This window comes from Synechococcus sp. A15-24, from assembly GCF_014280195.1.
Lineage (GTDB): Bacteria > Cyanobacteriota > Cyanobacteriia > PCC-6307 > Cyanobiaceae > Parasynechococcus.
The window spans coordinates 2,150,076-2,161,939 of the sequence record NZ_CP047960.1; the positions used below are offsets into that span (position 1 = coordinate 2,150,076).

The window sequence follows — 11,864 nt, forward strand, 5'->3', positions numbered from 1 at the left end:
TCCAGATGTCTTTACCCAGTCTGAGGGAGATCGATCAACCCCGCTGCATCCAACACTGAAAGAGCCCGGGTGAGTGCCAGCTGGACATGGGCCCGGTGGGTGCCGCCCTGCACATAAAGGTTGAAAGGTTCACGCAGGGGTGCATCGGCGGAGAACTCGCTGGTGGAGCCATCAATAAAAGTGCCACCAGCCATCACCAGGTCACTGGCATACCCCGGCATCGATGCGGGAACAGGATCGAGGTAAGCGCCAACCGGTGAACAGGCCTGGAATGCACGACAGACCAGCTTGAGAGACTCAGGCGAGCCGAGCCGAACCGCCTGGATCAGATCACTGCGGTTCGCCCCAGGTTCTGGATTCACCGCAAAACCCAGCCTTTGGAACACGCCAGCCACCAGATCAGCACCAATTAATGCCTCCGCCACCATCTGTGGAGCCAGAAACAACCCCTGCAAGACCAGCCGCTGCAGATCAAAACCGGTGCCCCCTTCGCGACCGATGCCCGGCGCCGTGAGCCGGCAACAGGCCTGCTCCACCAGAGCAGCTCGTCCAGCGACGTACCCCCCCGTTGGGGCGATGGTTCCCCCAAGGTTCTTGATCAGAGAGCCGGCGATCAGATCCGCACCCACCTGGGTTGGCTCCTGCTCCTGCACCAGTTCGCCATAACAATTGTCGACGAACACAACGCACTCCGGCTGCCGGGCATGAATGAGGGCACTGAGGCGTCCGATCTCCGCCACAGCGATCGACGGCCGCCAGCTATAACCGCAGCTGCGTTGGATCAGCACCATGCGGCAGGGGCGCTCCAGAGCACGCTGAACAGCATCGACATCCACCGAGCCATCTGCCGTCAGTTCGATTTCGTCGTAACTGACACCGAACTCCGCCAGAGAGCCCTGGCCAGGGTCCCGCAGGCCGATCACTTCCTCAAGGGTGTCGTAAGGGCTCCCGGTGATGGACAACAACCGGTCGCCAGGCCGCAGCACTCCGAAGAGGGCCGCCGCGATTGCATGGGTCCCGCTGACGAACTGCATGCGGACAGCAGCCGCCTCCGCGCCCAGGACGCGCGCAAAGACCCGGTCCACCACCTCACGCCCCTGATCCCCATGGCCGTAGCCGGTGAGGGAAGCGAAATGCTGTGTGCCCACCCGCTCAGACGCCATTGAAGACAAGACCCGCTCCAGACGCGCCTGAACCAGCTCAGTGCGAGCGGCGGCCAGGGGCTGTTGCTCTCGGGCAACGGAGGTTACGAATGCCCTTGCGGCAGCACTCCCTTCACCACTCGTCACGATGCGACACCAGAGTCCAGATCTGCAGCATGCCCTCTCGGCCACGGGTTGCAGCGTCAACTCCTTTAGATTTCGGTCATCAATGGCACCATCCGCTTCACGGCTTTCTGGTCTGAGCGGCCTTGTCAACCCCTGGAGTCTTCCTGTTGGTTTCCTCGCAAACAGCTGACACCCGTGAGCTTCGGCAACGGGCGGCGGTGCAAGCACCCCGTGGCCCTCTACCGGCCCGACAGCGCAAGCTGAAGATGGGTACCACCAGCTTCATGGTGGTGATGCATGTGCTGGCCACCGTGGCACTGCTGCCGCGGTTCTGGAGCTGGCAGGGCCTTGTGGCTTTCGGAGTTCTGTACTGGGTGACCGTCCTTGGCGTCACCTTGGGCCTGCACCGGTTGGTCGCCCACCGCAGCCTGGTGGTTCCGGTCTGGGTGGAGCGCGTGCTGGTAATCATGGGCACCTTGGCCTGCCAGAGCGGACCGATCGAATGGGTTGGCCTGCACCGCCATCACCACCGTTTCTCCGATCAACCGACCGATCACCATGATGCCGGCCGCGGTTTGTGGTGGAGCCACAGCGAGTGGATGTTGCACGACATTCCTGCGCTGAAGGAACTCGATCGCTACGCCGGTGATCTCCAGGTAGACCCGTTCTATCGCTGGCTGGACCGCTGGTTCCTGTTGCTGCAGATCCCCCTGGGGCTTGGTCTGTACTGGATCGGTGAAGCCGCTCAAGTGCATGGTGGTGGAGTCGGCCTTGTGCTTTGGGCCATCCCCCTGCGTTTGGTGATCGTTTATCACGTCACTTGGCTAGTTAATTCCGCCACCCACGCCTTCGGCTACCGCAACTTCGACTGCCCGGATCTGTCGCGAAACTGCTGGTGGGTAGCGCTGCTCTCCTTCGGTGAGGGTTGGCACAACAACCACCACGCTCACCCAGCGAGCGCCCGCCATGGTCTGCGCTGGTTTGAATTTGACCTCACCTGGCAACACGTTCGCCTGCTTAAGCGTTTTGGCCTTGCGAGCCGTGTGAGAACTGCTCGATATGTGCCCGGGGCTTCCTGACTCCCAGATTTCAACTGATCAGGCCACGTCGTAACGTGGTCCATCGCACCGATAACGTCCGCCCCCAGGTTCCATGCCCAAGCGTGTTCAAGTCGTTCTGAATGAGGACGTCCTCAGCCTCGGCAAGGACGGAGACCTGGTGGAGGTCGCCCCCGGTTATGCCCGCAACTTCCTTCTTCCCTTCGGCAAAGCGGTCCCTGTCACCCCTGCCGTGATGAAGCAGGTGGAGCACCGTCGTGTCAAAGAAGCCGAACGCCAGGCGGCGCTGAAGCAAGCGGCCCTTGACTTCCGTACGGCCCTGGACACCATCGGCCGTTTTACCGTGAAGAAGCAGACCGGCGAAGACAACGTGCTCTTCGGCACGGTCACCAACGGCGATGTGGCAGAAGCCATCCAAGACGCCACCAAGAAGGATATTGACCGCCGCGACATCGTGGTGCCCGAAATCCACCGCACCGGCAAGTACAGCGTCACGGTGAAACTCCACAGTGAAGTCACCGCTGAGATCAACCTGGAAGTGGTCAGCTACTGATCCCTAGCGAAACGGCTCATCTGAGCCAAAGTGAGAGACCCGATTGCAACGGCCAACGGCCATGGTGAGCGTCCCCCTGAGCGATAGCGGCGAGAACGCCGACGGGGGACGCCGAGGGTTCGTCCGCAGCCGCCGCGACCAGGAACCAAGCTTTGAAGCCCTGCCAGATTCCGTTCCGCCCCAGAATCTGGAGGCGGAGGAAGCGGTGCTGGGTGGCATCCTGCTTGACCCGGATGCCATCGGCCGGGTGGCGGATGTGCTGCAGCCGGAGGCCTTCTATCTCAATGCCCACCGGGAGATCTTCCGCACTGCCCTGATGCTGCACAGCCAGGGCAAACCGACAGACCTCACGGCAATGAGCGCCTGGCTGGCAGATACTGGGTCGCTGGAGAAGGTGGGGGGTAATTCCCGCCTGATCGAACTGGTGGAACGGGTGCCATCAACCGCCTCCATCGAGCAGGTGGCGCGGCTGGTGATGGACAAGTTCCTGCGCCGCCAGCTGATCCGCTCCGGCAACGAGGTGATCAAGCTGGGGTTTGACCAAAGCCTGCCGATGGAGCAGGTGCTCGATCAGGCAGAGCAAACCATCTTCGCGATTAGCCAGGAGAAGCCGTCCAAGGGGCTGACACCCACCGCCGAAATCCTCACCCAGACCTTCGAGGAAATCGAAAGCCGCTCCCTGGGCACCTCCGTGGCCGGCATCCCGGTGAACTTCTACGACCTGGATGCGATGACCCAGGGACTGCAACGCAGCGACCTGATCATCGTGGCCGGCCGGCCGGCGATGGGCAAAACCTCGATGGTGCTCAACCTGGCCAAGAACGTGGCCCAGTTGCACGACCTGCCGGTGTGCGTGTTCTCCCTGGAGATGAGCAAGGAACAGCTCACTTACCGCCTGCTGTCGATGGAGGTGGGCATCGAAGCGGGAAGGCTGCGCACTGGCCGCTTGCAGCAGGAGGAATGGCCTCTGCTGGGCCAGGGGATCAACACCCTGGGGCAACTGCCTATCTTCATCGACGACAAACCCAATTCCGGCGTGCTGGAGATGCGCTCGCTGTGCCGGCGGCTGATGGCCGAACAGGGCAAGGAGCTGGGGCTGGTGGTGATCGACTATCTGCAGCTGATGGAAGGCTCCAGCCCGGACAACCGGGTGCAGGAAATTTCCCGGATCACCAGGGCCTTGAAAGGCATGGCACGGGAACTGAACGTGCCGGTGATTGCCCTCTCCCAGCTCAGCCGTGGCGTGGAATCGCGCACCAACAAACGGCCGATGCTCAGCGACCTGCGGGAATCGGGCTCGATCGAGCAGGACGCCGACCTGGTGCTGATGATCTACCGCGACGAGTACTACAACCCGGAAACCCCCGACCGCGGCATCACCGAAGTGATCGTGACAAAGCACCGCAATGGGCCGGTGGGCACGGTGAAGCTGCTGTTCGAGCCGCAGTACACCCGCTTCCGAAACCTGGCGGCCTGATCCAGATCAGATAATGAAGCCATGAGCTTCTCCGCCGCCCCCACCGAATCCTTCGATGTGATCGTGGTCGGTGGCGGCCACGCCGGTTGTGAAGCAGCCATCACAGCCGCCCGGCTTGGACTGAACACGGCTCTGTTCACGCTCAATCTAGATCGCATCGCCTGGCAGCCCTGCAACCCGGCCGTCGGTGGCCCGGCCAAGAGCCAGCTGGTCCATGAAGTGGATGCCCTCGGTGGGGTGATCGGGCGTCTGGCCGATGCCACTGCCATCCAGAAGCGCATCCTCAACGCCAGCCGAGGCCCAGCAGTGTGGGCCCTGCGCGCCCAAACCGACAAGCGTCTTTATTCGCGACAGATGCTGCAACTGCTGCAGCACACCCCCAACCTCGCCCTACGCGAAGCAATGGTGACCGGCCTGGAAACGACCGGTGAGGGCGATCAGCAACGAACCAGCGGCATCCGCACCTATTTCGGCAGCGTCTATGGCGCTGAAGCAGTGATCCTCACCGCCGGCACCTTTCTGGGGGGCCGCATCTGGGTGGGGCATCAATCGATGGCCGCCGGCCGTGCCGGCGAACAGGCCGCCGAAGGCCTTACTGAGGCTCTCCAGCAACTGGGATTCCAGACCGACCGACTCAAAACCGGCACCCCCGCCCGGGTGGACCGGCGCAGTATCGCCCTTGATCAACTGGAGGAGCAGCCCAGCGATGCGGCCGATCGCTTCTTCTCCTTTGACCCGGCCGCCTGGGTAAGCGGTGAGCAGATGAGCTGCCACATCACCCGCACCACCGCCGAAACCCATCAGATGATTCGCGACAACCTGCACCTCACCGCCATCTATGGCGGTGTGATCGACAGCAAAGGCCCGCGCTACTGCCCCTCCATCGAAGACAAGATCGTTCGCTTTGCCGACAAGGACAGCCACCAGATCTTCCTCGAGCCGGAAGGGCGTGACACCCCGGAGATTTACGTGCAGGGTTTCTCCACCGGCCTGCCGGAACCGATCCAGCTGCAGCTGCTGCGCAGCCTGCCGGGGTTGGAGCAAGCGGTGATGCTGCGGCCGGCCTATTCGGTGGATTACGACTACCTACCCGCCACCCAGCTCAAGCCATCGCTGGAAACCAAGCGGGTGCGTGGCCTGTTCAGCGCCGGCCAGCTCAATGGCACCACGGGCTACGAGGAAGCTGCAGCCCAGGGCCTGGTGGCCGGCGTCAACGTCGCCCGCCTGATCGGCGGCCAGGAGCCGGTGCACTTCCCCCGCGAGGGCAGCTACATCGGCACGATGATCGACGATCTGGTGAGCAAGGACCTGCGGGAGCCCTACCGGGTGCTCACCAGCCGCAGTGAATACCGCCTGATCCTGCGGGGTGACAACGCCGACCGCCGGTTGACGCCGTTGGGCCGAGAACTCGGCCTGATTGACGACCGCCGCTGGCAACTGTTCGAAGAGAAGCTCCAGGCGATGGAAAGCGAAAAACAACGGCTGGAAAGCGTGCGTCTCAAGGTGAGTGATCCGGTGGCGCCAGCGGTGGAAGAGGAAACCGGCGCTGCGATCAAAGGCTCGATCACCCTGGCCGACCTGCTGCGCCGACCCGGCATGCATGCCGCCGATCTGGTGCGCCACGGCCTGGCCGATGCCGACCTGCCGATGCAGGTTCGTGAAGGCGCGGAGATTGACATCAAATACAGCGGCTATCTGCAGCGGCAACAGCAGCAGATCGACCAGGTGAAACGCCAGAGCCAGCGCAAGCTGCCGGCCGACTTGAACTACGCCGGCATCGGCACCCTCTCCAATGAGGCCCGTGAAAAACTTGGAAGCATCCAACCCACCACCCTGGGCCAGGCCAGCCGCATCCCCGGCGTCAGCCAGGCGGACATCACCGCTCTGCTGATGTGGCTGGAACTGCGCAAGCGTGAGGCCCTCGCCCCCCCTGCAGAAGCTCGATAGCGTTGGGACCCCGCGGGTCCACCTTGGCCGTCCGGCTTCCCACCTCCCGTGCCTACTGGAACCTGCGGGCCGAGCAGGTGATGGACAAGGTGTTCGACCAGGAGGCTTTGAATACCGCGCGCCCCAACCATCTCGTCCTGGTGGACGTGGACGTGCAGGAGCCGCCAGCTCCAACGCCGCCACCAGCACAGCCAAATCCCACCCCATCAACGACCAGCCCCACCCCCTGGTTGTTGCTGATCGTCAGTGGTCTGGCGGTGGCAGGAGCCGTGAACAGCGGCTGGCTGATCAGCAGCCTGCTGCAGTCCCGCAGCCAGCTGGATCAGGAACGCAACCTGCAGATGCTCGAACGGCTCCAGACACAGGCCAGCGCTCCTGAGCCTCAGGTCACGCAAGCATCGCCTGCAGCAGAGGTTGCTGCGAGCGACCCCGACCCCCAGCTGCCGCCACCGCCGCCGGAACCGGAGTGGATGACCAGCCTCGAGCCCCCATCACAATCCATCACGCCCAGGCTCGCCTTGTCACCGGTTGCCCCTCAACCGCTGCCGGTTCCAGCCCTGACGCCGATGCCGCAACTGACCGGGGTGGTGCAAGGTCCTGGCGGCAACAGCTCCGCCATCTTCCAGCTGGACACAACATCCCTGTCCGCTGGCATCGGTGAAAACATCGGCAACAGCGGCTGGCGGCTGGACGCGATCAACAGCAGTGGAGCGGTGATCAGCCAGCAGGGCCAGCAACGAACCCTGTCCGTGGGAGGGCTGTTCTGAGCTCATCCACTCCGCTGCTTCCCTCCCCCCATCAACTCTGGCAAGCACCCACCAAGGCGGTGCTCAGTGGCGAAGGGCCGCGCCAGCTACCGGGAGCCTGGCGGCTGATGCTGCTGGGGGACGGCAGCCCCACCCGCCACCTACGGCTGCTCACCGGTGAGCCGGTGGCCGTGGACCTGATCGCCATGGAACCGGAAGCCAGCCTGCCTGCGGAAGCACCGCCGGAAGTGGCCGAACTGCAGGCACCACTGTTGCGGCGTCAGGTGTGGCTCACCTGCGGCGGCCTGCCCCTGGCCTGGGCCGAGAGCTGGTGGAACCAAGCGGAAGCAGATCTTCATCTGCAGGATCGCAATCTGCCGATCTGGAAAAGCCTGACCCAGGGCCGCTCGGAGCTGTTCCGTGAAGTCGATGGTCTGGCGCTGGTGCAGGCGGATTGGCTGGAGCAGACCTTCGGCCACCGCGGTCCGTTCTGGAGTCGTCACTACCGCTTTTTCCGCGGCGGCACCGCACTCACTGTGATCCGAGAGGTGTTCAGCCCGCAGCTGGAAACCTGGCTGGGACCAACCTTGCGCCAGGAGCTTCAGCAAAGTTCATGAACAAACCTACAAGTTTGTTGGGATTTGCTCTTGACAACTTGCCTTTATGTATGCACTGAGGAATATGTGGACACATCGGTTCACCGTGTCATGGCTGCCCTCAACCCCTGGCTCAGCCTCACCGACCTCGGTCGGATCTACGGCATTTCAGCGATCCACTGCGGTCGCATCCTTGAACAGCAAGGTTGGCGTGATCGCCGCGGTCGCCCCACACCAGCTGCCCATGAGGCCGATGCGGCCAACTGTGCCGGCACCCATGGCCAGGGCCGCACGGTGTTCTGGAGCCGCGCAATCTGCTCGAAACTCCTGGAAAGCAAGGGCTATGCGCCGATGAGCCGCAACGTCCAAATCGAACAATGGACCCAGCTGCTGGAGGCGTTGCAGCTGGGCTCCCCGTCCATTTCCGCCACCCCGGACCAGATGGCCGAGGAGATGCCCACAGAACTGGTGGAAGACGTGAACCAACAGTTGGCGGTTCGCGGCTGCAGCTATCGCGTCAGCCGCCACCAGCGTCAGGCCAGTCGCAGCGCCTACGCCTGCTGAGCTGCCGTCAGTCGCGGCGACGACTTGAACGGGGCAACGAACGCCTTGGGGCTGGAGGTTGAGGGTCAACGGCGGGAGTTGCCGTGCTGCGAGACCGTTGCCAGCGATCCACCCGAAAGCTGTCGTCCTCCGGCCAGTCATCCACGGAGCCTGGGTCAGAAGACGTCATCGCAGGAACAGACGGCGGAGAAGCGACCTGACGGCCCCGACGGGAAATGGCCTCGAGGGGTCGTTTACCGCCGCGCAGCGGGCGGTCCGTGTCCTGCCAGGGCTCCCGCCAGGCGTCGTCGTCCTCCAACAACCACTCGACTTTGTCGCCAACCCAACGGCCGACGGAATCCAGATCAAAACTGCTGCGGCGTTGGCCGGGACGACGTCCCGACACCCCATCCACGAACTGGCGGCCGGTCTCAATCCAGGTGTCCAGGCGACGATCTCTGCGGTCTTCCATGGTTTGACGTTACCGACGCCGACGGCGCAACCAACGCTCCCGTCGCAACCCGATCAAGGCAATCGTGACGCCACCCAATTCCAGAGACAACAGAAACACCTCCATCTCAGACCGCCGATTCGAACTGCAACACACAGCTCAGATGCCAGCGCCCAGCGTGATGCTGATCACAGCACTTGCGGCAGGCGGCGTTGCTGATGCGACGGCGGTAGGGATAACGGCTGCCGCAGCTGGGGCAGACCGCCCACCAGCGCGGTGGCCGCACTGGGACGGGATAGCGATGGCGCACGCTCACCTGAAAGCGATCCTGGGCAGCGTTGATTGCCTCCATGCGGGCGCGGAAGCGTGGCCCATGGCTCTCCCGTGTGCGCAGCACCAGATCGATCCAGGCATGGATCATCTCGTGGCACAACGTGCTTTCCGTGGCCTCCTGGGGCAGAGGTTCCAGCAGCGGCCTGGACAGCACAATTTCACTGCCCCGGCCGGCCCCGATACCAGGGCCACGACGATAAAAACCGGCGGTGCGGCTCATCCGGCCGTCACTCCAACGCACGCAACTCAACGGTTGGCCATCAACGGCCAGGGTGCCATCGAAATGCTCCCGGTTGAGGCGATGAAAGATCGGCAGCAACGGCAGCAACGGCACGATCGGGTGGGTTGCAGCGATGCAGCATCATCCTGCCGCGGTCAGTCAGACTCGTCGCTGCTTTGAAGGCAGGCGATGGAACTGGGTCTGATCCGTGAGGTTGGCGTCAAGTCACTCCTGGCAGGGGGTAGTGCCCTGCTCATTTACTGGACTTACACCGCGGTGAAGCTGGTGCTCAGCGCCCGCGGCATCAATCCACTGATCAAGCAGTTCTTCACCCAGGTGGCAGCCGGCCGCATCGATGCCGCCTACCTGCTCACAACCAAGGCCTACCGCCAGCACGTGAACCGCCAGCAGTTCATCCGCTTTCTGGCGGACCTCAAACTGAACAAGTTCCGCAATCTCAAATCCGGCCGGCCCCGCATCCAGGAGGGTGACGTGATCCTCACGGTGAAGCTCAAGGCGGAGAACAACGACGAACTGCCGCTGGACTTCACCTTCACCAAGGTGGACGACAACTGGCGCATCGCCCGCATCAACCGCGTCAATGGCTGAGCAACAGCAGCGGGCCGCTGAACTGCGGTCCCTGCTCAACCGAGCTGCCCACGCCTACTACGTCCTTGATGCCCCAGTCATGGAGGACACGGTCTACGACCGGCTGCACCGGGAATTGCAGCAGCTGGAGCAGACCGACCCAAGCCTGCTCAGTGCTGACAGCCCTACCCAGAGGGTGGGCGGAGCACCGGCAACGGGCTTCCACAGCGTTGAACACAGAATCCCGCTGCAAAGTCTCGACAACGCCTTTGACCAAGGGGAACTGAGGGCCTGGCATGAACGCCTGCTCAAGGTGCTGGACCGAGCTGACGACAGCCCTTTACCCCTGGTGGGCGAACTCAAGATTGACGGCAATGCCCTGGCCCTGAGCTACCGCCATGGGGTGCTGGAGCGGGCAGCAACCCGCGGCGATGGCAGCAGCGGTGAGGAGATCACCGCCAATGTGCGCACAATCAGTTCGATTCCGCTGCGGCTGCAGATCGACGATCCACCGGAATGGGTGGAGGTGCGCGGGGAAGCTTTCATCCCCGATGACACCTTCGCGGCGATCAACCACGAACGGGCAGCCCGCGGCGACACCCTGTTCGCCAACCCCCGCAACGCCTGCGCCGGCACGTTGCGGCAACTGGATCCCAAGGTGGTGGCGGCTCGGAGACTTGATTTCTTTGCCTACACGCTGCATCTGCCCGATGGGCCCTCACCCGCAAACCAATGGCAGGTGCTGCAGTGGCTGGAGCAAGCCGGCTTTCGCGTCAATCCCAACCGTGAGCTCTATGATGGCTTGAACGGCATCGAACGCTTCTGCGAACGCTGGGAGCAGCAACGCCATCAGCTGCCGTACGCCACCGATGGCGTGGTGGTGAAGCTCAACGACCTGCGTCTTCAAGATGAGGCGGGCACCACCCAGAAGGCCCCACGCTGGGCCATTGCCCTGAAATATCCAGCGGAAGAAGCCCCCAGCAGGCTGCTGAAGCTGGTGGTGCAGGTGGGACGCACCGGCGCCGTGACGCCCGTAGCCGAATTCGAGCCCGTTGCCCTGGCGGGCACCAGCGTCAGCCGCGCCACCCTGCACAATGCTGATCGCATCACCGAACTGGACCTGCACGTCGGGGACACGGTGGTCGTGCGTAAAGCCGGAGAAATCATTCCGGAGGTGGTGCGGGTGCTGCCGGAACTGCGGCCCGCAGGAGCCGTTCCCCTGGACCTGCCGGACCACTGTCCGGAATGCGATTCCACCCTGGTGCGCGACGACAGCGAAGCAGCCACCCGCTGCATCAACAGCAGCTGCCCGGCAATTCTGCGGGGCGGCTTGCGCCACTGGGTCAGCAAGAGCGCCCTTGATGTGGACGGGCTCGGCAGCAAGATGATCGAACAGCTAGTGGAGCGAGGTATGGTGCGCTCCATCGCCGACCTTTACCGGTTGGATGCAGCCCTGCTGGCGAGTCTGGAGCGGATGGGCGAGAAATCCGCCGCCAACCTGGTGGCGGCCCTCGAACAATCCAAACAACAGCCCTGGCATCGCCAGCTGTATGGCCTGGGAATCCGACACATCGGCGAGGTGAACGCCAAAGCTCTGGCGGTGGCTTACCCCAGCAGCGCCAGCCTGGCCGCTGCTGATCCGGAAAATATCGCAGCGCTGCACGGCATTGGCCCAGAAATCAGCAGCAGCCTGCAGCAATGGCACGCCAACCCCTCCAACACAAAGCTGCTGGAAGATCTGAGGGCGGTCGGCCTGTCGCTGGAAGCATCTGCAGCGGAACAGGCTGCTCAGGTCAGAAGCGAAGACGCCAGCAGCGCCGTGCTGCAGGACAAAACATTGGTGCTCACCGGCACCCTGCCCAGCCTCAGCCGGAGTGAGGCCAAGGCCCTGATTGAAGCCGCCGGCGGCAAGGTGAGCGGCAGCGTCAGCAAGAAAACCGATTACCTGGTGGCGGGGGACGCAGCCGGCAGCAAGTTGACCAAAGCTGAGAGTCTGGGAGTAATAATCCTCGACGAAGCTCAACTCCTAGAGCTATTGAAGTCATGAAAAAAGCCCCCTTCTAAAAGGGGGCAGAAATCATTGA

12 protein-coding genes are annotated in these 11,864 nt (G+C 63.2%); 9 read left to right on the forward strand and 3 right to left on the reverse strand.

Going from position 1 to position 11,864, the window contains the following annotated elements; genetic code table 11:
• Positions 1-11: 11 nt before the first annotated feature.
• A complete protein-coding gene (locus SynA1524_RS12080; RefSeq protein WP_186499643.1) occupies positions 12-1,289 on the reverse strand; it encodes an aminotransferase class I/II-fold pyridoxal phosphate-dependent enzyme in 1,278 nt (425 codons plus the stop codon).
• Between the two features lie 146 nt (positions 1,290-1,435).
• On the opposite strand from SynA1524_RS12080, the gene SynA1524_RS12085 reads away from it, so the two are divergent.
• The 7 genes from SynA1524_RS12085 to SynA1524_RS12115 all read left to right on the forward strand — a co-directional run bounded on the left by SynA1524_RS12085 (position 1,436) and on the right by SynA1524_RS12115 (position 8,209).
• Positions 1,436-2,347, forward strand: a complete 912-nt coding sequence (locus SynA1524_RS12085; protein ID WP_186498279.1) for an acyl-CoA desaturase — start codon at positions 1,436-1,438, stop codon at positions 2,345-2,347.
• 73 nt (positions 2,348-2,420) lie between these two features.
• Entirely contained in the window at positions 2,421-2,879 is a 459-nt protein-coding gene (gene rplI / locus SynA1524_RS12090; protein WP_186498280.1) for a 50S ribosomal protein L9, read from the forward strand.
• A gap of 61 nt (positions 2,880-2,940) precedes the next feature.
• Complete coding sequence (gene dnaB, locus SynA1524_RS12095) at positions 2,941-4,356, forward strand: replicative DNA helicase (protein ID WP_186498281.1); 1,416 nt, start codon at positions 2,941-2,943, stop codon at positions 4,354-4,356.
• 21 nt (positions 4,357-4,377) lie between these two features.
• The gene (gene mnmG, locus SynA1524_RS12100) at positions 4,378-6,303 is read left to right on the forward strand and encodes a tRNA uridine-5-carboxymethylaminomethyl(34) synthesis enzyme MnmG (protein WP_186498282.1); all 1,926 of its coding nucleotides are present in this window, start codon (positions 4,378-4,380) and stop codon (positions 6,301-6,303) included.
• 23 nt (positions 6,304-6,326) lie between these two features.
• On the forward strand, positions 6,327-7,070 hold the full coding sequence (locus SynA1524_RS12105) for a pilus assembly protein PilZ (RefSeq protein ID WP_186498283.1): 744 nt from the start codon (positions 6,327-6,329) through the stop codon (positions 7,068-7,070).
• A gap of 14 nt (positions 7,071-7,084) precedes the next feature.
• Complete coding sequence (locus tag SynA1524_RS12110) at positions 7,085-7,666, forward strand: chorismate lyase (RefSeq protein WP_186499644.1); 582 nt, start codon at positions 7,085-7,087, stop codon at positions 7,664-7,666.
• Between the two features lie 90 nt (positions 7,667-7,756).
• A complete protein-coding gene (locus SynA1524_RS12115) occupies positions 7,757-8,209 on the forward strand; it encodes a hypothetical protein (protein ID WP_186499645.1) in 453 nt (150 codons plus the stop codon).
• Between the two features lie 7 nt (positions 8,210-8,216).
• Here SynA1524_RS12115 and SynA1524_RS12120 read toward each other — a convergent pair whose 3' ends face one another.
• Positions 8,217-8,660: a hypothetical protein gene (locus tag SynA1524_RS12120; protein WP_186498284.1), complete on the reverse strand. Its 444-nt coding sequence runs from the start codon at positions 8,658-8,660 to the stop codon at positions 8,217-8,219.
• A 106-nt stretch (positions 8,661-8,766) separates the two neighbouring features.
• A complete protein-coding gene (locus SynA1524_RS12125; RefSeq protein WP_186498285.1) occupies positions 8,767-9,306 on the reverse strand; it encodes a SprT family zinc-dependent metalloprotease in 540 nt (179 codons plus the stop codon).
• Positions 9,307-9,381: 75 nt separating this feature from the next.
• Between SynA1524_RS12125 and SynA1524_RS12130 the strand changes: the two genes are divergently transcribed.
• The gene (locus SynA1524_RS12130) at positions 9,382-9,801 is read left to right on the forward strand and encodes a hypothetical protein (RefSeq protein WP_186498286.1); all 420 of its coding nucleotides are present in this window, start codon (positions 9,382-9,384) and stop codon (positions 9,799-9,801) included.
• Complete coding sequence (ligA, locus tag SynA1524_RS12135; protein ID WP_186498287.1) at positions 9,794-11,827, forward strand: NAD-dependent DNA ligase LigA; 2,034 nt, start codon at positions 9,794-9,796, stop codon at positions 11,825-11,827. The genes SynA1524_RS12130 and ligA overlap by 8 nt, the downstream gene beginning before the upstream one ends.
• The last annotated feature ends 37 nt before the right edge of the window (positions 11,828-11,864 follow it).

Coding starts and splice junctions, on each gene's coding strand:
- rplI (WP_186498280.1), top strand. CDS start 2,421: ATGCCCAAGCGTGTTCAAGTCGTTCTGAATGAGGACGTCCTCAGCCTC.
- SynA1524_RS12115 (WP_186499645.1), top strand. CDS start 7,757: ATGGCTGCCCTCAACCCCTGGCTCAGCCTCACCGACCTCGGTCGGATC.
- mnmG (WP_186498282.1), top strand. CDS start 4,378: ATGAGCTTCTCCGCCGCCCCCACCGAATCCTTCGATGTGATCGTGGTC.
- SynA1524_RS12130 (WP_186498286.1), top strand. CDS start 9,382: ATGGAACTGGGTCTGATCCGTGAGGTTGGCGTCAAGTCACTCCTGGCA.
- dnaB (WP_186498281.1), top strand. CDS start 2,941: ATGGTGAGCGTCCCCCTGAGCGATAGCGGCGAGAACGCCGACGGGGGA.
- SynA1524_RS12120 (WP_186498284.1), bottom strand. CDS start 8,660: ATGGAAGACCGCAGAGATCGTCGCCTGGACACCTGGATTGAGACCGGC.
- ligA (WP_186498287.1), top strand. CDS start 9,794: ATGGCTGAGCAACAGCAGCGGGCCGCTGAACTGCGGTCCCTGCTCAAC.